Below are 19,588 nucleotides of genomic sequence, written 5' to 3' on the forward strand. Positions count from 1 at the left end.
GGTCCGGCGGGAGACGCCCGCCGGACCCGGGCGGCCCGTACGACAGTGCGGCGACTAGGCCGGCGGCTGGTTCTTCGGCGTCTCGTCCGGAGCCGCGGGCGCGGGCTCGGGAGCCGGGGCGGGCTCGGCCGCGGCCTCGGCCGGGGCGGGCGTCGCGGCGGGCTCGGGAGCCGCTTCCGGAGCCGGAGCCGGGGCGTCCGCGGGCGCGGCGGCGTCGGCCGGAATGGCGTTCTTGACGGCCTCGGAACCCTTTTCGATCTGGGAGGAGTACTTCCCTCCGGTCTTGCCGTCGATGAAGGTCCCGGCCTTGTCCACCGCGTTCTCGATCTTATCGGCGTTCTGGGCCGCCACTTCCTTGCCCTTGCCGACCAATCCCTTGAGCGTGTCGATCAGACTCACAGCTGCGCACTCCTTCACTCTCGGTCTTCGGTCATTCGCGCACATCCTCCCACCACGAATCCCGTGGTGGGAGGCCAATCGGGTCGATCCGCTGACCCGGCTTGGGCACGGCGACCGCCGTTCCCGCCTCCTGTGCGGCCGCGACCAGCCGTCGAACGGGCTCCGACCAGCCGTGGAAGGCCAGATTGAAGGTCGCCCAGTGAATCGGCACCAGCAGGCCGTATCCCGCGTCCCCGACACACAGGTCGGCGTGCGATCGGACCGCCTCCTCCGGATTCATGTGCACATCCGGCCAATGCCGATCGTAGGCTCCGATCGGCAGCAGCGTCAGATCGAAAGGTCCGAGCCGGGCGCCCGCCTCGGCGAACGCCTTGGTGTAGCCGGTGTCGCCGCCGAAGTAGACGCGGCGGGTGGGACCGGCGATCGACCAGGACGCCCACAGCGTGGTGTTGCGCACCAGACCCCGGCCGGAGAAGTGCCTGGCCTCCGAACAGGTGATCACCAGGTCGGTGCCGTCGTCGCGATTGCGGTTCAGATCCGAGAGGGCGACCGAAGCGGCCCAATCCAATTCGACGACCCGATCCTGCGGCACGCCCCACTGGCGCAGGTGCGCGCCGATGCCGATCGGGACGATGAAGACCGCGTCCTGCCCGGTCACCAGCGCATCGACGGTCTCGCGATCGAGATGGTCGTAGTGATCGTGCGAGATCAGCACCGCGTCCACCGGCGGCAGCACCTCGATCGGGGTCGGCACCGGGTGCAACCGGGCCGGGCCGATCAGCGGCGACGGGGAGACGCGCTCGCTCCACACCGGATCGGTGAGCACCCGGTACCCGTCCACCTCCACCAGGCAGGTGGCGTGGCCGTACCAGGTCACCGCCAGATCCGCGGCCTGCTCGGGCAGCACGGGCGTCTGCACCGGGATGCGGCCCGGCGGCCGGCCCGAATTGCGTTGGGTCAGAAGTTGATACAGCAGTTCCAGGCCCGAACCCGTGAGCTGACTGCTCGGCTCGGTGTTGTGGAACTGCCCCTTGCGATAGGTCGCCGATCCCGTGGCGGTCGGGGCGATGGCCGACATCGACGCGCCGATGGCGGAGGGAATGCCCCACGCCGCCCGCACCAACCAGGAGATACCGAAAGCACCAGCTGCCATACCCACCAGTTTCCGCGAATTCGCGGTCATGCGCCCCCCGTTCATCGGCCCTGGAACTTCGCGGGGCGCTTCTCCATCCGTGCCACTCGTGCCTCCTGAGCGTCTTCGCTGGTCCAGGCCGCGCGCAGCGCGTCGGCCTGCGCGTTGGTGTCCTCGCCGCGGGTGGCGTCGTCGTTGAAGACGAGCTTCAGGTGCCGCAGCGAGAGCGGTGCGAGCTCGGCGATGTGCTTGGCCCACATCTGGGCGTCCGCGAGTGTGCCGATCTTGTTGGCGAATCCGAAGGTGTACGCGTCCTGCGCCGAGATACGTTCCGCGCCCAGCAGCAGCGTGCGCGCCGGGCTCGAGCCGATCAGCGACGATAGTCGGCGCACGGTCCAGCGATCGACCGAGATGCCGAGCTTCGCCGCGGGAATGGCGATGAACGAATCCGCGCTCATCACCCGCAGGTCCGAGGCCAGCGCCAGCTGCACCCCGGCCCCGAACGCGCCGCCGTTGATCGCCGAGATCACCGGGACCGGAGCGGTCTCGATGGCGTGCAGCATGGCGAGCAGACCGGACAGGAAACTGTCCGAGTACACGCCGTCCAGGTCCGCGCCGGCGCTGAAGAGCGGACCCTGACCGGTCAGGACGATGACCCGCGACGTGGCCGCGGCCTCGTCGATCGCGGCGTGCAACGCACCCACCAGCTCGTCGTTGAGGGCGTTCCGCCGTTGCGGACGCTGCAGTTCGATGGTGACGACTTCGCCATCGCGGCTGACTCCGAGCATTTGTCCTTCCCCACTGAGCTGCGTACCCGTGCTTTGCTTCACTCTAAGCGGGCGTACCGTCGGGTCCGTGACAGCAACACCCGATGTCGACATCCTGGTGATAGGCGCCGGGCAGGCCGGATTGTCGGTCGGATACCACCTGCGACGCCTCGGATTGGCGCCCGAACGCGATTTCCTCATCGTCGATCACTCCCCCGCGCCGGGCGGGGCATGGCAATTCCGGTGGCCGTCACTGACATTGAGCACGGTGAATCGGGTGCACGATCTGCCGGGGATGTCCTTCGCGGAGACGCTGGGCGCCGATGCCGACGGGGCGGATGATGTCCGGGCCGCCACCGCCGTGCCGCACTATTTCGCGCTGTACGAGAAGCGATTCGATCTGCGGGTGCGGCGGCCGCGGTCGGTGCGCGTGGTCTGCGATCGCGCGACGGCCGTGACCTGCCCCGATGCCGAAGTCGACGGGCTGCTGCACGCCGAGACCCGGGCGGGCGGCCCGAATGACACCGCCAATTCAGACCAATCGGTTTCAATTGCTGACGCCGACAGCACCATTCGCGCGCGCGGACTCGTCAATGCCACCGGCACCTGGGACAAACCCTTCATTCCCTATTACCGGGGCGCGGACACCTTCGCCGGACGGCAATTGCACGCGCACGACTACCGCGACGCCGCCGAATTCGCCGGCAAGCACGTGATCGTGGTCGGCGGCGGAATCACCGCCGTGCAACTGCTGGACGAGATCTCGGCGGTGACCAACACCACATGGGTGACCCGGCGCGAACCGGTGTTCCGGGACGGCGCGTTCGCGCCCGAGGACGGGCGCGCGGCGGTGGCGCTGGTCGAGGACCGGGTCCGGCGCGGGCTGCCGCCCGGCTCGGTGGTCTCGGTGACCGGGCTCCTCGAGACCGACCGGGTGCGCGCGGCGCGCGCCCGCGGGGTCATGAACCGCGAACCCATGTTCGATCACATCGAACCCGGCGGCGTGCGCTGGGCCGACGGCAGGTTCCAGGCCGCCGACGTGATCCTCTGGGCCACCGGATTCCGCAGCGCCCTCGACCATCTGGCGCCGCTGCGGCTGCGCGGGCCGGGCGGCGGCATCACCATGACGGGACGGCTGGCGACCCAGGTCGCCGCCGATCCGCGCATCCACCTGATCGGGTACGGGCCCTCGGCCAGCACCATCGGCGCCAATCGCGCCGGGCGGGCGGCGGCCGCGGAACTCACCGAATACCTTGGGCTACCCGGGAATTGAGCACGCCGGGCTGCCGGCGGGCACCGGGTCGAGCGAACGACGAAACGATGCCGGACGCTACTCCGGCGCGCCCGCGTCGAAGGTGTCCGGGTCCGGGCCGAGTCGGGAGCCACGGTCCAGGCCCGTGATCCGCGCGACCTGCGCCCCGGTGAGTTCGAAATCGAACACCTCGAAGTTCTCGGCGATACGAGAAGGCGTGGCGGACTTGGGAATCGCCACGTTGCCCAGCTGCATGTGCCAGCGCAGCACCACCTGCGCGGGGGTGCGGCCGGTCTCCTGCGCGATGGCCAGGATCACCGGATCCTCGAACTCCGCGCCGCGGCCCAACGGGCTCCACGCCTCGGTGACGATGCTCTGCTCGGCGTGGAACTTGCGCAGCTCGTTCTGGGTCAGATACGGGTGCAGTTCGATCTGGTTCACCACCGGGGTCTCCCCCGTCTCACCGATCACGCGCTCGAGATGCGCGCGCTGGAAGTTCGAGACCCCGATGGAGGTGACCCGGCCCTGCGCCTTCAGCGCCTGCAGGGCGCGGAAGGTGTCGACGTAGAGATTGGACCCGGCAATCGGCCAGTGAATCAGATACAGATCCAGCACATCGAGCCCGAGCCGCTCCATGCTCGCGTCGAACGCGCGCAGGGTCGCGTCGTAGCCCTGATCGGAATTCCACAGCTTGGTGGTGACGAACACTTCGTCCCGCGCCAGCCCCGACTTCCCGATGGCCCGCCCCACCTCGGCCTCGTTGCCGTAGACCGCGGCGGTGTCGATGCTCCGATACCCCACCCCCAGTGCGGCGCTCACGATCTCCACCGTCTCGTCGGCGTCGACCTTGAACACCCCGAATCCGAGCTTGGGCATGATCTGCCCGTCCCCCAGGACGATCGACGGCACTGCGCTGGTCTCGCTCCGGTAAGTCACCATTCCGACGGTAGGAGCCCTTTACCCGCACGTCAACCACGCTCCCCGGCGTGTTAGCCCTGGCAGTGGCTTTGTGAAGTAGCTAACTTTCAGCTAGGAACGTCGCGTCGACCGACTAATCCCAGCACATCGGCGGACCGATCGGCGGATCGATCTCACACCGGGTGAAGGAGCCCGAATCGATGAGGAACTCCCGGAATCCGGGGATGATCCCACCCGACGGTCCGGAGCCCACTTCCAGCAGATCCAGGAGGATTTTCGTTTCGACGGCGCCCGAACCCGAGGAGCTACCCGCCGATCCCGATCCCGCTACTTCCGCGGGCGCGGTGTCAGCGGACGCAGCGGCGGATCCGCTCATGAGTGCGGCGGTGGCGATCGTACCGATCAGGAGTAAACGAGCTGTTCTACGCATTACATCTCCAAAACTCGATAGGGGTTGCGGCTCGGACAAATTCGGCCGTCGACCTCATCCACACATCGACGGAGGAAAGGGGCATCCCGGATTCGCCGGGTAGATGCCCAACGCCACGAGAATCTTGTAGACCAACTGCCCGGAACCGGTGGACAGTTCGGCCGAGCCCGCGCCGACAGCACCGGAACCGTTCACACCGGTTTCCGCGGTAGCGGTGGTGGCACCGGTGGTCAGGGCCGCGACCGCGACCGCTCCGACCACGGCGAGACGTACTGAATGGCGCATGAAGAACCTCCGTGAAGAGAATGCGGCGTGACCCCCTGGCACACGCGAGACTTGTTGTTCACGGAGAAAAATACTGTTGGGCAATGCATCCGGGGAGACCCCGAAACCGGTGGCGAAGGTAATCCCGGCGGGGGCGTCAGGGGGTGAGCAGGCCCAGGCGGCGGTAGCGGTTACGGCGCAGGGACTGGAGCTCGGGGATTGGCTTCGTGGTCAGGTCGGCGAGGGCGGCGGCTATCGCGGACACCGTGCGGAGGGCGAAGTCGACGGGTTCGTCGGCGGCGTCGGGGTATTCGGGGATTATCGCGTCGACGATGCCGTTCGCGAGGAGGTCTTTCGCCCGAATGCCTTGGGCGGCAGCCAGTTCGGGGGCGTGCAGAGTGTCGCGGTAGACGATCGCGCTGGCGCCCTCGGGCGGGAGGGGGGCGAGCCAGCCGTTGGCGGCGGCCAGCACGCGGTCGGCCGGCAGCAGGGCCAGGGCGCCGCCGCCGCTGCCCTGACCGAGCAGGACCGAGACCGTGGGGGTGTCGAGGGTGACGAGATCGGCCAGGCAGCGGGCGATTTCGGGTGCGAGGCCGCGTTCCTCGGCCTCGCGCGAGAGCGACGCGCCGATCGTGTCGATGACCAGAACCAGGGGCACGCGCAGTTCGGCCGCCAGGTGCATGGCGCGGCGGGCCTCCCGCAGGGCGGCGGGACCCATGGTCTGGTCGGCGGACTGACCCGCGCGATCGTGACCGAACAGGATGCAGGGCTGACCGCGCAGCGAGCCCAGGGCGTGCACCACGGTGCGATCGGCCTCGCCCTGACCGGTACCCGAGAGCGGGACCCGATCGGTGGCGTGCCGCAACAACTCTCGGATGCCGGGCCGATCGCCCCGGCGCGACACCAGCACCGACTGCCAGGCGGGCATGTCATCGGTGCCGCGTAGCGCGGGCCCGTACAGCTCGCTCCCGGCGCGCAATACCCCGATGCCGGTGTCGAATTCCCTGGCGTCGCCCTGCTGTTCGGGCAGCGCAGCGGCCGGCCCGCACAGCACGTTCAGCGCGCGATGCGCGATGCGGCGGAAGACACGCACCGGCACCACGCCGTCGATGACCCCGTTGCGATAGAGGTTCTCCGCTGTCTGCACCCCGTCCGGGAAGTCCCGGCCGTACAGCGCCTGATAGACGCGCGGCCCCAGGAACCCGATCAGCGCCCCGGGTTCCGCGAATGTCATGTGCCCCAGCGATCCCCACGAGGCGAACACGCCACCCATCGTCGGATTGCGGAGATACACCAGATACGGATACCCGGCCGAACGATGCGCCGCGACCGCACCGGCGATCTTCACCATCTGCACGAAAGCGACTGTGCCCTCCTGCATTCGGGTGCCGCCCGAGGTCGGCGAGACCACCAGCGGCAACCCGCGCTCGGTCGCGCGCTCCACCGCGGCGGTGATCCGCTCGGCCGCGGCCACGCCGATCGACCCCGCGAGAAAGGCGAATTCACAGGCGATCACGGCGACCTGCCGCCCGCGCAGCGAACCGGAACCGGTGAGCACCGACTCATCGGTGCCCGCCGACCGCTCCGCCCGCGCCAGTTCGGCCCGGTACCCGGGCGCGGCGTCGACGGCAACCGGCGGTCGATCCCAGCTCTCGAAAGAACCGGGATCGAGCATTTCGCCGAGCCACTCGCGCGCCGAGATCTTCACGCGCGCGAGCATAGTTGACCCCGACGTCGCTGCGGTCAACGTCGGTGGTCGCGTGTTATCAGTACCCCTGGACGACCTTGCGCAGGGCGTACTCGGTGACGGCGACGAGCGCCTGCTTCACCGGCTCCCGGCGACGGGCGTCCATCGACAGGATCGGGGTGTCCGCGGGAACGGCGAGCGCCTGGCGGATGTCCTCGACCGGATACCGTGGCGCGTCGTCGAATTCGTTGATGGCCACCAGGAAGGGTAGATTCCGCGCCTCGAAATAATCGACGGCCGCGAAACTGTCCTCCAGCCGGCGGGTGTCGACCAGCACCACCGCGCCGATGGCGCCCTTGATCAGGTCGTCCCACATGAACCAGAAGCGGTACTGGCCGGGCGTACCGAACAGGTACAGCACCAGATCGTCGGCGAGGCTGATGCGACCGAAATCCATGGCCACCGTGGTGGTGGCCTTGGACGGCACTCCGGTCAAACTGTCAACGCCCACACTGGCATTGGTCACCAAAGCTTCGGTGCGCAGCGGAACGATCTCCGAGACGGCACCTACCAGGGTCGTCTTGCCCACACCGAAGCCACCGGCGACCACGATCTTGGCCGACGTGGGCTTGCTGGTGCGCGTATCGACCTGTGTCGTCGAATCAAATACGCCGGAGTCCACTGAGAACCCTTTCGATCAGCTCGCGACGTTCATCGTCGCTGGAATCGTCTTTCAATGTCGCCGAAACCCGCACATGGCCGGCTTCGATGAGGTCGGCGACCAGCACCCGGGCGACCCCGATGGGAATGCCCAGGCGCGCTGCCACCTCCGCGACAGACGGCGATTCTCTGCACAACTCCACGATGGACGTTTCGATGTTGGTGAGTTCGAACTGCCGCTCGAGGGCGACCGGATGCGATGCGACGAGCGCCTCCAACGCCAATTCCACCTTGGGCCGGGTGCGACCGGCGGTCAGCGAATAAGGGCGAACCAGGCTGGGTTCGGCGCTCCCAACGCGTTCGTTGTCTATGTCCATCCCGCCATCAGGAACCCATCGTGACGCGAGGTGTGGCCTGAACCGTCTGGCCCACTCGCTCGACCAACAACGCCATCTCGTAACCCACCTGACCGATGTCACACGAGGTATTCGTGAGCACCGCGAGGTACGAGCCGTCGCCGACTGCCATGAGCAGCAGGTAGCCGTGTTCCATCTCCACGACGGACTGCAGCACCGTGCCGCCCTCGAACAGATTCGACACACCCACCGACAGGCTCGCGAGGCCCGCGGTTACAGCGGACAGCTGCTCGGCACGGTCCACGGGCAGCTGCGCGCTCGCGGCCATCAGTAGGCCGTCGGCCGACACGAGAACCGCGTGCGCAACGCCGGGAACCTCATTGGCGAAGTTCGAAACCAGCCAATCCAGCTGACGCTTCGTACCACCTAGATCGGGGTTCATCGGTCTCCTTTATCTCCGGTTAGGTTCATTTCTTTCATTGCGCGGCCATCCCGGACACCCTGCTGATGCCGACTCAGACTCGACCTGATGGATTCTGGGTCGCGATGGGCGGCCTTGTCAGCGTTTCCGTTGACACCGCCCGGCACGAGCCGGTTGCCCGGATCACGTTGCGGCAGACCCGCGGCGGTACGCCGCTGCGGTTCGGCCTGCACCGCGCGCTGTGCGGCCTGCCAACCCTCATCACCGGGTGATTCGAAGGAAGAGGCCACTTGGGACCGGTCCGCACTCGGATCCGACAACCACGCCGACATCATCTCAGCGAAGATCGGCGTACCCATGGCCGCCTCGGACTCCCCGGCCGGCTGGAGCCGGGTCTGGAAGAACGAGGCCGCCTTCTGCGGATTGGAACGGAAGCTGTGGCGTCCGCGATCCTTCGGATCACCGGACTCCTCGCCCTGGGACAACCCGGCCGCGGCCGGATCCCGCTGCGGCAGACCGACGCCCGGCAGCGGCGCCGGACGCTGCGGCAGACCCGCACCCGGCTCCCGCTGCGGCAGTCCGTTGCCGCCGCGCTGCGGCAGCCCACCGGCCGCCGGATCCCGCTGCGGCAGACCGTTACCCGGGCCGCGCTGGGGCAGCCCACCCGGGGCCTCGCCCCGCTGCGGCAGACCGGGGGCGCCGGACTCGCCACGCTGGGGCAGCCCGCCGAAGGGCTCGGGCTGCGGCGCGCCGTTGCCGGCCGGGCCGTTCAGGCCCGGGCCACCGCGGCGCGGCAGACCGCCCGCGTTCGGATCCCGCTGCGGCAGACCGGAAGCACCGGTCTCACCGCGCTGCGGCAGACCATTGTCGCGCTGCGGCAAGCCGCCGTCACGCTGGGGCAGACCACCGTCGCGCGGCGGCAGCCCGTTGCCGGGCTCACGCCGGGCCGGACCCGAATCACGCTGCGGCAGACCGTTCGGGGCCTCACCGCGCTGCGGCAGCCCACCCGGACCGCGCTGCGGCAGGCCGTTCGGCTCACCGTCACGTGGCGCCGGAGCCTCGCGCTGCGGCAGCCCGGAGGCGCCGGCCTCGCCGCGCTGCGGCAGACCACCGTCCCGCTGGGGCAATCCGTCACGTGCGGGCAGACCGCCCTGCGGCGCACCGTTCTGACCGGCCTCGCGCTGCGGCAGACCCGACGGGCCCTGCGGGGCGGCGCCGCGCTGCGGCAGCCCACCCTCGCGCGGGGGCAGGTTGCCACCGGCGCCCGGGCCCTGCGGCCCGCCCAGCGCGGAATCACGCTGCGGCGCACCGTTCTTGCCCGGATCACGCTGCGGCAGCCCACCGGCGGCCGAACGCTGCGGCGGCAGGCCGACGTTCGGCTCCCGCGACGGAGCGCCGTTGGAACCGGGCTGACGCTGCGGCAGACCACCGGTGCCGGGCTCGCGCGGAGCGAGACCACCGGCGGACGGATCACGCTGGGGCAGCCCACCCGGGCCGTCACCGCGCGGGGCGAGCCCGCTGGGATCGCGCTGCTGCGGCGGCACCGGGCCGCGCTGCGGCAGGCCGCCCGGCTCGCCCGGACCACCGGGCGCACCCGGGCCACCCGGCCGCTGCGGCACCCCGCCCGGGGCACCCTGACGGCGCATCATGTTCGCGGCCAGACCGCCACCCGGACGGGCCGGACCGTCGCCCGGCTGCCGCGGCGGCAGCGCCGCGCCCGGCTGGGAGTCCGTGCCGGGCGGGATCTGCGCGCCCGGCGCGCGCTGGGGTAGGCCACCCGGAGCGCCACCGGCCGGAGCCTGTACCGAATGCTTCATGGTCGGGCCGTTGGTACCCGGCTGCCGCTGCGGCAAACCGCCGCCGGGCTGACCGGTATTGGCGATGCCCGCCGGAATCTGTGTACCCGGGTTGCGCTGAGGCAGTCCGCCCGGAGCCTTGGCCGCCGCCGGAACCGGTCCGGACGGAGCGGACGCCGGGGCCTGGCCGGCCGGAATCGGCCCGCTCCCACCCGGATCCACGGTGACCATGACGTTGCCCGTCGCGGTACGGGTGACCGCGCGCATCTGCATGGACGCCGGGGTGCCGCCCTGGTTGGCCGGGGCGCCACCGCCCTGCGGGGCCGGGGCCTGCTGATTCGGCTGCGGCGGAACCGAAATGGCGCCGCCGCCGGTGCCGACGATGAGTGCCTTGGGCACGTGCACGGTCACGGTCACGCCGGGATCGCGCGCGGTGTCGAACGTCGGGCGCAGGCGCACGGTCAGACCGTGCCGCTCGGCCAGCCGGCCGACCACGAACAGACCCATGTGGCGGGCGGTGTCGGGACCGACCTCGGCGGTCGTCTCGAGTCTGCGGTTGATCTCGGCCATCTCCGCGGGCGGCATACCGATGCCGCGGTCGGCGACCTCGATGAGCAGACCGGTGTCGTGCGCCTGCGCGAAGGTGAACTTCACGTCCGTCTCCGGCGGCGAGGCGCGCAGCGCGTTGTCGAGCAACTCGGCGAACAGGTGCGCGAGGTCGGAGGCGGCCGGTTCGGTGAGCGAACCACGGGGTGTCGCACCGAGCTTGACGCGTTCGTAGTCCTCGACCTCGGAGATGGCGGCGCGCAGCACGTCCGCGATCTCGACCGGCGCGGACTTGGTCCGGCGCTGCTTGGTGCCGGCCAGAATCAGCAGGTTGTCACCGTTGCGGCGCATACGCGCGGCGAGATGGTCCAGGCGGAAGAGGTTTTCGAGCAGGCGCGGGTCCTTCTCGTCGTACTCCATCGCCTCGATGAGGGTGAGCTGATGGTCGACGAGGGACTTCGAGCGCCGCGCCAGGGTCTCGAACATGTCGTTGACCTGGGTACGAATCGCGGCCTGGTCGGCGGCCAGGCGCAGCGCCTGACCGTGGATGTCGTCGACGGCGCGGGCCAGCTGGCCGATCTCCTCGTCGGTGTGCACCGGCATCGGTTCCAGCGGCACGTCTTCGGGGTCGGCGCCGTCACGCAGCGCGGTGACCTCCTGCGCGAGGTCGTACTCGGCGACGCGGAGCGCGGCCAGACGCAGACGGCGCAGCGGGACGATCATCGCGCGCGCGATCAACACGGCCAGCGCGAGCGCGCCGAGGATGGTGGCGATGACGACGATCGAGTAGCGGATGGCGTCACCGCGCGCGGTGGAGGCGAGCGAGTCGACTCGGGCCACGATGTCCCGTGTCGCGTTCGTGCTGATCTCCTGGTACTTGCCGATACTGACGACCAGCGAGTCCTTCAACTCGGTGGCGGGCAGCTGCCCGGCCTGCGCCTGCGGGCTGGTGATCAGCTGCAGCCGGGTGTCGATCTGCCCCTGCAGATCGGAGATGAGCGCGTCACCGTCGGGGAAGCGATGGCCGATCACCCCGAGCATCTGACGTTCGGTGCTGATGGAGATCTGGATGTCGCGCAGGCCGTCCTTGGTGTTGCTGCGCAGCACCTCGGCGAAACCGGCGATCTGACCGACCAGCACCACGCGGGTGTTCAGGGCGTCGACCAGACGTAGTTTGGATTGGTCGACGTTCTTGTCGGCGATGGTCGAGACGATGGTCTCCACGGTCCGGACGCTGTTGGCGCGGATCCGTTCGATCTGATTGGTGCCCTCGACGGTCGTCGCCAGGGGTGCGAGCCCCTGCGCCAGTACCGCCTTCGAGGCGACGATCATGTCTTCGAGCGCGGCCTTCGCGGTGGGCATGGACCCGAGCTCGCCGGTGGCGCGCTCGGCGAACTTGATGGCGGTGTCGAGCGTCGCCAGTTCCGGCTCGGTGGTGAACGAGTTGTTGCCGATCTTCACCATCTGACCGCCGACCACCTGGCCGGCGGCCGCACTCAAACCCGTGATCGCCGGAATGACGGCGACGTGCTCCACTGCTGTCGACTGCCTCGTCGACTCTGAGAACTCTGCCGAGATCCTCGACGCACCCAGGACGACAGCGACCAGAAGCGGGACGGCCAGCACTGCCGTCACCTTCCATCGCAGGTCCCAGTTGCTCAGCGCCCAGCGCTTATTGCTGCCGGACGACCTTGCGGCGTCACGCATCTCCCACTCACTTTCCAAACTGGCCCCAGCCACGCGCCATCAGCGAGCCTCCGCGATCGCACGCGGGACCCGGCAGGCGGAGCGAGGCGAGAACTGCGGCTGGCCGAGAAATTGCGTCCAAGACGGCCGAAATATGTGACATGCGATTCTAACGGATCAATAACTTCTTGTGTGACCTCTTGGCAACCACCGGTCTCTGACCAGCCGTTTGCAGGCAAAATCAAAGGTCGCGGCGCCCGCCCGGACGTCGCGTGAAGTCTGCCACAATCAGGCTGATCTATCGAGGCGGGCATCGCTGCCCTTCACATGCGTGCTGATGCGGAGCTAGGGAGTCACGGGGTTGAACGCGAAGCAGGAGTACCGACCGGCGTATCAATTGAGCCTGGTCGACCCCTCGGAGTTCTGGCGCACCGCGGCCGAATACATCAGCTGGGACGTACCGCCCGCCCAGATTGTCGACTCCACCGCCCGCCCCACGACGCGCTGGTTCCCGGACGCTCGCCTCAACACCTCCTACAACGCACTCGATCGGCATGTGCGCGAGATCACAACCCCGGACGGCACTTTCGGCGGTCAGGAGGGGGGTCGCGCCAATCAGCCCGCCCTAATATACGACTCCGCTATGACCGGCGCCAGGCGTGTTTATACATATGCCGAATTACTCGACGAAGTCGCCCGATTTGCCGGATCCATGCTGCGCCTGGGTGTTCGGACCGGCGATCGCGTCGTCATATATATGCCGATGATTCCCGAGTCGGTGATCGCGATGCTCGCCTGCGCGCGGATCGGTGCTGTCCACTCTGTCGTTTTCGGTGGTTTCGCCGCCCACGAATTGGCCGCGCGGATCGACGACGCCGAGCCTGTGCTGATCATCACAGCCTCCGGCGGGCTGGAGCCGGGCCGCCGCATCGAGTACCCGCCGATCGTGCTGCAGGCCCTGGACCTGGCCCGGACCACCGCGCCCCGGACCGTGCTCGTCAAACAGCGCGAGGGCTTCCCCGCCAACCGGTTCCCGGCCGAACAGGCCGCCACCGACACCCTGCCCGCGTCGTCACAGACGGTGGCCGCGCGCTGGCTGGACTGGGACGCGGCGCTGGTCGACGCCGAACCGGCCGCGCCGGTCTCGCTGGCCGCGACCGATCCGCTCTACATCCTCTACACCTCCGGGACCACCGGGAAGCCCAAGGGCGTGGTGCGCGACAACGGCGGGCACGCGGTGTCCATGGCCTGGTCGATGCGCAACATCTACGACGTCTCCGGCGGGCAGGTCATGCTCACGACCTCCGACATCGGCTGGGTCGTCGGGCACTCCTACATCGTCTACGCGCCGCTGCTGGTGGGTGCGACAACCGTCCTTTACGAGGGCAAGCCCATCGGCACGCCCGACGCGGGCACCTTCTGGCGGCTGGTGCAGGACTACCGGGTGGACGTGATGTTCACCGCACCGACCGCGCTGCGCGCCATCCGCCGGGCCGATCCCGAGGCCGAGCTCGCGCACCGGCACGATCTGTCGACCCTGCGCGCGCTGTTCTGTGCGGGCGAGCGCCTGGATCCGGCCACCTACGAATGGGCCGCGGGCACCCTGCTGCGCGAGAATCCGGACTGCCCGGTGGTCGATCACTGGTGGCAGACCGAGACCGGCTGGCCGGTGTGCGCCAATCCGCTGGGCCTGCAACAACTTCCGATCAAGATCGGCTCGGCGTCGGTGCCGGTGCCCGGGTACCGGCTGCGGGTGCTGGATTCGGACGGCAACGCGGTAGCCCCCCATACAGAGGGCAACATCGTCATCGGCCTGCCGCTGCCGCCCGGTGCCCTGACCACCCTGTGGCGCGACGACGCCCGCTTCGAACGCTCCTACCTCGCCGCCTACCCGGGCCACTACCTGACCGGCGACTCCGGCTACTTCGACGAGGACGGCTACCTCTACGTCCTGGGCCGCAGCGACGACGTCATCAATATGGCCGGGCACCGGCTCTCGGCCGGCGGCATCGAGGCCGCCATCGCCGGACATCCGCTGGTCGCCGAGACCGCGGTGGTCGGGGTGCCGGACGAGCTCAAGGGCCAGCGGCCCATCGGCTACGTGGTGCTCAAGGCCGGGGTCGACATCGACGCCGACCAACTGCGCGCCGAGGTCATCGCGCGGGTCCGCGATCGGGTCGGCGCGATCGCCACCCTCTACGACGTGGTGCCGGTGACCGCGCTGCCCAAGACCCGCTCGGGCAAGATCCTGCGCCGCACCATGCGCCAGATCGCGGCGGGCGGGGAGTACGAGGTGCCGCCCACCATCGAGGACGCCGCCATGCTGCCCACCCTGGAACGGCAGATCCGCGACGCGGTCACCGTCATGGACGATCGGGAGCGGATCCGCGCGGCCGACGCGGCCACCATGCCGTTCCGCCGGATCGAGCCCGAGGCGCCCGCGGCTCCCGCCGCACCTGCCGAGGACCCGGCAGCCACGTCCTGATCCGGGCCGCCACGCCCGGCGCCACCCATAGGGTTTTCTCAGAAAGGGCTCACGGCCCTCTCGAGCGGGTGCCCTAGCGTCGGGCGGGCGCGGATCGCCTGATTCGCGTGCAGAGCCTAGAAAGGTCGATGCATGAGTCTCGTCCGCAGTCGCCGGACCGGAGCGGTCCTGGGCGCCGGCGCCCTCGCCACCCTCGCCCTCGCCCTCGTTCCCGCCACCGCCTCCGCCGGTCCCCTGGATCTGGCGGCCCCCCTGTTGAATTCGACGTGCAGCTTCGCTCAGGTGGATGCCGCGCTGCACGACAAGGCGCCCGCGCTGGCGTCGATGCTCGATCAGAACCCCGCGCAGAAGGCCGAACTCGAGGCCAAGTTCAACCAGCCGATCGAACAGCGACAGGCCGAGTTCGACGCCTACGTGCGCGCGAATCCCGAGGCCGCCGCCCAGGCCGAGGCCAACCCGAACGCCTCCGGCATCGCGGCGACGATCCAACTCGTCGCCGACACCTGCCACAACTACTGAGGCAGCGACTGCGAGAATGGAACCCGTGGGCGAACGCGGCGAAGTACCCAGTGTCCTGGTCGTCGACGACGATGAGGACGTGCTCGTCTCGGTCGAACGCGGGCTCCGGCTCTCCGGCTTCCGGGTGATCATCGCCCGGGACGGGGCGCAGGCGCTGCGCGCGGTCACCGACGATCCGCCCGACGCGGTGGTGCTGGACATGAACATGCCGGTGCTGGACGGCGCCGGCGTGGTGACGGCCCTGCGCGCCATGGGCAACGAGGTGCCGATCTGCGTGCTGTCCGCGCGCAGTTCGGTCGATGATCGAATTGCCGGACTCGAGTCCGGCGCCGACGACTATCTCGTAAAGCCTTTCGTACTCGCGGAATTGGTGGCGCGCATCAAGGCGCTGCTGCGCCGCCGCACCGATACGCCCGTCTCCGCCATTCCGGGAGCCATCACCGTCGGTCCACTCGAAGTGGATGTCGCCGGATATCGAGCGCTGTTGCACGGCACGGAAATCGAGCTCACCAAAAGGGAATTCGAGTTGCTGTCCACATTGGCGCGCAGCGCCGGGGTGGTACTGAGCCGGGAACGACTGCTCGAATTGGTATGGGGCTACGACTTCGCCGCCGACACCAATGTGGTGGACGTATTCGTCGGATATCTGCGGCGCAAGCTGGAAGTGGACGGCACACCCCGGCTGCTGCACACCATTCGAGGCGTCGGATTCGTCTTGCGCATCCCGAAATGAGCCCGGCCCGGCGGCGTACCCGGCGCACCTTCTCGCTGCGCGCCCGCGTGGCCGCCGCGGCGGCGCTGGGCGCGACAATCATTGTGGCCGTGTTGAGTTGGGTCACCATGTACGCCATCGAGCGCAACAACATGACCCAGGCCGACCAGCAGCTCGCGCTCACCTCGCGGGTGGTGCTGATCGAACCGGTGGTCGCGGTGACCGTGCTCGGCGTACTCGGCCCGACCAACGACCTGGCCCTGACCGTGCGCAACGAGGACGGCTCGCTGGCCAGCACGCCGGTGCGGCTGCCGGAGCTGCCGGAGGGCAATCACACCGTGACGGTCGGCGACAACACCTACCGCGTGCTCACCACCACCCTGAACCAGCCGCCGGGACGCGTTGTGTCCCTGGGCATTCCGACCACCGAGACCGAGCGGGTCACCGCGACCCAGCGGCGCTGGGTGCTGTGGGCGGCCGGAGCCGCGGTCGCGGCCGCCGCCGGGCTGGGCTGGCTCTTCGGCGGGCGCGCGGTACGGCCCATCGAGAACCTCACCCGGCAGCTGAGCAGGCACGGCGAGCCCGGCGGCCCGCTGCCGGTGGACGGGGCGGGCGTGCGTGAATCCGAGCAGCTCGCCGACGCGGTGAACACCATGCTCGAACGCATCGACCGGGCCCAGGCCGAGACGGCCGCGGCGCTCGAGACCGCGCGCGATTTCGCGGCGGTGTCCGCCCACGAGCTGCGGACCCCGCTCACGGCCATGCGCACCGACCTGGAGGTGCTGCGCACCCTGGATCTGGACGAGGCCCAGCGCATCGAGATCCTGACCGACCTGCATCGCGGCCAGAACCGGGTCGAATCCACCCTGGGCGCGCTCGAACGCCTCGCGGCCGGGGATCTGACCCACGAACGCGACCACGTCGACACCGATGTCGCCGAACTCTGCGACGCCGCCGCGCACGACGCCATGCGGCACTTCCCGGAGTTGAAGGTGCTCATCGACACCGACGCCGAACTCGTCACCCGGGGCCTGCCCACGGGGCTGCGGCTGGCGGTGGACAACGCGCTGGCCAATTCCGCGCGGCACGGGCACGCCACGCTGGCGCTGCTGTCCGCGCACCGGGATCCCTTCGGGCACATCATCATCACCGTCGACGACAACGGCCGGGGCATTCCGGCGCACGAACGCGCGGCGGTCTTCGAACGCTTCGTGCGCGGCAGCCTGGCGACCAAGGGCGGCTCCGGGCTCGGGCTGGCGCTGGTGGCGCAGCAGGCGCAATTGCACGGCGGCCGCGCGTACTTCGACGACGGGACCTTCGGCGGCGTCCGGCTGGTGCTCGAATTGCCCGCTCCCGGAGCCGGATTGCCGCCGAACTTCACCGAATTCTCAGAAAAGCGCCAGAGCTAGCGCCAATTCGCACCTCTACGGTGTGACGGGTGTTCGGAAAACCCACTCGCCGGTCCCTTCTCGTCGCACTCCCGCTGCTGGCAATCGCGGTCGGCGCGGGCGCGATCGCCTATCTACGCCAGGAGCCCGCGCCCACCGCGGTGGCGCTCGTCAACAGCGATACCGGCCCCATGGGGCAGCGCATCGCGATCGCCCTGCAGGACGGCGGGGCGCGGGAATGGGAGGTGGTGCCCGAGGCGAGTACGGCGGACTACGCGGCCGTCATCACCCTGCCGCCCGATCTGTCCACCGCCGTCACCTCGCTGGCCACCGACAAGCCGCAGCGCGCGCAGGTCACCGTGACCACCCACGAGGACGCGGACCCGGCCCTGGTCACCGACGCGGTGAACGAGGTGACCCGGCGGATCACCGCGACCGGGCTCGACACCGTGTTCGCGGCCATGAACGCCGCGCGCGGTTCGGTCACGCAGGTCGCGCTGACCACGCAGATGCTCGACATGGGCGTGCAGGCCGCCGCCGCGGGCGCCGAACAGTTCAGCTCCGGCGCCGACGACATGCTCGGCTTCCTGGAACAGGCCAAGGCCGGCGCCGGACAGCTGACCGCGGCCATCGCGACGTTGAACGACACCGTGTCGGCGGCCACCACGCAGGCGAATCAGCTTGCGGCGGCGCTGGATTCGACCGGCGTGACGGTCGGGCAGGTGTCCGGGGCCGCCGATCAGCTCAGTGGCGGGATCGACACGGTGGTCCCGCTGCTGCAGGCGCTGCCCTTCGCGGGTGATCCGCGGCTGGCGAACGTCATCGGGCAGCTGCAGGGCCTGCAGACGGTGGCCGGGCAGGCGGGCGCCCAGCTCTCGGGGGTGGGCGAGCTGGTCGGGGCGGAGGTCACCCCCGAGACCTCGCTCGGGCAGCTGCTGCGTGACGCGGCGACCCGGCTGGGCGAGGCGAGCGCGCAGTTGAATCAGGGCGGTTCGCTGGCGGCGAGCATTCCGCAACTCGCGGACGAGGGCAGCGCGCAGTTGCAGGGCGCGCTCCAGGCGCTCACGGCGGGAGTCACCCAGCTCCAGGCCGTCACCACCACCCTCGGCAAACAGGCGAATCAGGCGTTGAGCGCGCTTCCCCAGCGCGGCGTCGCCCAGCAGTCGGCCATCGCCACCGCCCTGACCGATCCGGTCGACATCGTTCGCGACTAGGAATCGCAAACAATCAGCAACATTCGGCGGTTCGCCAAGCTAAGATCATGTCCGAATTGTTCTAATCGATTCGTTTTCACAACTCGCTCCTGCCCTACCCCGCGCCACGGCTAGACCCCAGCGCCCCCGGTACCGGAGAGGAAACGATCGTGAGCATGATGCTGGCCGCGCACGACATGTACAGCACGGTCCTGGCCCAGATTGGCAACCCCACCGCCGAAACCCCGCCCATGGCGGACAAACTCATGAAGATGTTCCGCTACTTCACCTGGTTCACCCAGATGTCGGGCATCGCGGCCATCACCTACGGTGGCGGCAAGTTCGCCTGGGAGAAGTGGGGCGGCGGCGCCGGTTCCCCGAAGATGGTCGCCAACGCCATGATCGGCGGCGCGACGGCCACCAGCGCCGGCACGATCATGAACACGATCGTCAGCTGAGTACGCCGGAACACCCTCCGAAGGACTGCGCCCGCCTCGCGGACAGCGAGGCGGGCGCGATAGTGCGGTGAGCCGGATGTCAGCTCAGCACGTCCAGCAGGTCGATGACGAAGACCAGGGTCTTGCCCGACAGCTGGTGGCCCGCGCCGGCCTTGCCGTAGGCCAGCTCCGGCGGAATGGTCAGCTGGCGGCGGCCGCCGACCTTCATGCCCGGAATGCCTTCCTGCCAGCCCTGGATCAGGCCGCGCAGCGGGAAGGTGATGGACTCGCCACGGTTCCAGGACGAATCGAACTCCTCGCCGCTGGCGAACTCGACGCCGACGTAGTGCACGTCGACCGTGGCGCCGGGGGTGGCCTCGGCGCCCTCGCCCACGACCAGGTCCTTGATCACCAGCGTGGTGGGGGCGTCGCCCTCCTGGAATTCGATTTCGGGCTTGCTCATGGGTTGTCCTCTTCGATTAGGGGATCGGGATCGTTGATCACCTTATGCCTTGGCATACGGCCACCCCGTAATCAGGC

The 19,588-nt window shown here is 69.4% G+C and carries 19 protein-coding genes; 7 read left to right on the forward strand and 12 right to left on the reverse strand.

What is annotated here, in order from left to right; genetic code table 11:
- Positions 1–54: 54 nt before the first annotated feature.
- Genes ACWIGI_RS29080 through ACWIGI_RS29090 form a run of 3 tightly spaced genes read right to left on the reverse strand, consistent with a single transcriptional unit; the run spans position 55 to position 2,319 of the window.
- On the reverse strand, positions 55–399 hold the full coding sequence (locus tag ACWIGI_RS29080; RefSeq protein ID WP_454205683.1) for an antitoxin: 345 nt from the start codon (positions 397–399) through the stop codon (positions 55–57).
- A gap of 31 nt (positions 400–430) precedes the next feature.
- The gene (locus ACWIGI_RS29085) at positions 431–1,552 is read right to left on the reverse strand and encodes an MBL fold metallo-hydrolase (protein WP_454205684.1); all 1,122 of its coding nucleotides are present in this window, start codon (positions 1,550–1,552) and stop codon (positions 431–433) included.
- A gap of 41 nt (positions 1,553–1,593) precedes the next feature.
- The gene (locus ACWIGI_RS29090; protein WP_454205685.1) at positions 1,594–2,319 is read right to left on the reverse strand and encodes an enoyl-CoA hydratase; all 726 of its coding nucleotides are present in this window, start codon (positions 2,317–2,319) and stop codon (positions 1,594–1,596) included.
- 67 nt (positions 2,320–2,386) lie between these two features.
- Here ACWIGI_RS29090 and ACWIGI_RS29095 point away from each other — a divergent pair, with 67 nt between their 5' ends.
- The gene (locus ACWIGI_RS29095) at positions 2,387–3,571 is read left to right on the forward strand and encodes an NAD(P)-binding domain-containing protein (RefSeq protein WP_454205686.1); all 1,185 of its coding nucleotides are present in this window, start codon (positions 2,387–2,389) and stop codon (positions 3,569–3,571) included.
- Positions 3,572–3,628: 57 nt separating this feature from the next.
- On the opposite strand, the gene ACWIGI_RS29100 is transcribed toward ACWIGI_RS29095, so the two are convergent.
- From ACWIGI_RS29100 to ACWIGI_RS29135, 8 genes are all read right to left on the reverse strand, one after another.
- Complete coding sequence (locus ACWIGI_RS29100) at positions 3,629–4,426, reverse strand: aldo/keto reductase (protein ID WP_454205916.1); 798 nt, start codon at positions 4,424–4,426, stop codon at positions 3,629–3,631.
- A gap of 175 nt (positions 4,427–4,601) precedes the next feature.
- Positions 4,602–4,898 carry a hypothetical protein gene (locus ACWIGI_RS29105; RefSeq protein ID WP_454205687.1) on the reverse strand — a complete coding sequence of 99 codons (297 nt, stop codon included), beginning with the start codon at positions 4,896–4,898 and terminating at the stop codon, positions 4,602–4,604.
- A 54-nt stretch (positions 4,899–4,952) separates the two neighbouring features.
- Positions 4,953–5,183, reverse strand: coding sequence for a hypothetical protein (locus ACWIGI_RS29110; protein ID WP_454205688.1), 231 nt, complete (start codon positions 5,181–5,183; stop codon positions 4,953–4,955).
- Positions 5,184–5,319: 136 nt separating this feature from the next.
- Positions 5,320–6,882: a carboxyl transferase domain-containing protein gene (locus ACWIGI_RS29115; RefSeq protein WP_454205689.1), complete on the reverse strand. Its 1,563-nt coding sequence runs from the start codon at positions 6,880–6,882 to the stop codon at positions 5,320–5,322.
- Positions 6,883–6,928: 46 nt separating this feature from the next.
- A complete protein-coding gene (locus tag ACWIGI_RS29120; RefSeq protein ID WP_454205690.1) occupies positions 6,929–7,531 on the reverse strand; it encodes a GTP-binding protein in 603 nt (200 codons plus the stop codon).
- Entirely contained in the window at positions 7,512–7,886 is a 375-nt protein-coding gene (locus tag ACWIGI_RS29125) for a DUF742 domain-containing protein (RefSeq protein WP_067531005.1), read from the reverse strand. The genes ACWIGI_RS29120 and ACWIGI_RS29125 overlap by 20 nt, the downstream gene beginning before the upstream one ends.
- 7 nt (positions 7,887–7,893) lie before the next feature.
- A complete protein-coding gene (locus ACWIGI_RS29130; RefSeq protein ID WP_029930951.1) occupies positions 7,894–8,307 on the reverse strand; it encodes a roadblock/LC7 domain-containing protein in 414 nt (137 codons plus the stop codon).
- Positions 8,304–12,164: an ATP-binding protein gene (locus tag ACWIGI_RS29135; protein WP_454205691.1), complete on the reverse strand. Its 3,861-nt coding sequence runs from the start codon at positions 12,162–12,164 to the stop codon at positions 8,304–8,306. The genes ACWIGI_RS29130 and ACWIGI_RS29135 overlap by 4 nt, the downstream gene beginning before the upstream one ends.
- Positions 12,165–12,675: 511 nt before the next feature.
- Between ACWIGI_RS29135 and ACWIGI_RS29140 the strand changes: the two genes are divergently transcribed.
- The 6 genes from ACWIGI_RS29140 to ACWIGI_RS29165 all read left to right on the forward strand — a co-directional run bounded on the left by ACWIGI_RS29140 (position 12,676) and on the right by ACWIGI_RS29165 (position 19,069).
- Positions 12,676–14,799, forward strand: coding sequence for an AMP-binding protein (locus ACWIGI_RS29140; protein ID WP_454205692.1), 2,124 nt, complete (start codon positions 12,676–12,678; stop codon positions 14,797–14,799).
- Positions 14,800–14,931: 132 nt separating this feature from the next.
- On the forward strand, positions 14,932–15,318 hold the full coding sequence (locus tag ACWIGI_RS29145) for a hemophore-related protein (protein ID WP_454205693.1): 387 nt from the start codon (positions 14,932–14,934) through the stop codon (positions 15,316–15,318).
- Between the two features lie 25 nt (positions 15,319–15,343).
- Positions 15,344–16,051 (forward strand): response regulator transcription factor, encoded by a 708-nt coding sequence (locus tag ACWIGI_RS29150; RefSeq protein WP_454205694.1) that lies wholly within the window; start codon positions 15,344–15,346, stop codon positions 16,049–16,051.
- Positions 16,048–17,439 carry a sensor histidine kinase gene (locus tag ACWIGI_RS29155; protein WP_454205695.1) on the forward strand — a complete coding sequence of 464 codons (1,392 nt, stop codon included), beginning with the start codon at positions 16,048–16,050 and terminating at the stop codon, positions 17,437–17,439. The genes ACWIGI_RS29150 and ACWIGI_RS29155 overlap by 4 nt, the downstream gene beginning before the upstream one ends.
- A 29-nt stretch (positions 17,440–17,468) precedes the next feature.
- Positions 17,469–18,632 (forward strand): hypothetical protein, encoded by a 1,164-nt coding sequence (locus ACWIGI_RS29160; protein ID WP_454205696.1) that lies wholly within the window; start codon positions 17,469–17,471, stop codon positions 18,630–18,632.
- A 155-nt stretch (positions 18,633–18,787) separates the two neighbouring features.
- On the forward strand, positions 18,788–19,069 hold the full coding sequence (locus tag ACWIGI_RS29165) for a hypothetical protein (RefSeq protein ID WP_454205917.1): 282 nt from the start codon (positions 18,788–18,790) through the stop codon (positions 19,067–19,069).
- A gap of 79 nt (positions 19,070–19,148) precedes the next feature.
- Here ACWIGI_RS29165 and ACWIGI_RS29170 read toward each other — a convergent pair whose 3' ends face one another.
- Entirely contained in the window at positions 19,149–19,511 is a 363-nt protein-coding gene (locus tag ACWIGI_RS29170) for an FKBP-type peptidyl-prolyl cis-trans isomerase (protein ID WP_454205697.1), read from the reverse strand.
- Positions 19,512–19,588: the final 77 nt, after the last annotated feature.

The sequence above is a fragment of the Nocardia sp. NPDC055321 genome (assembly GCF_053645575.1).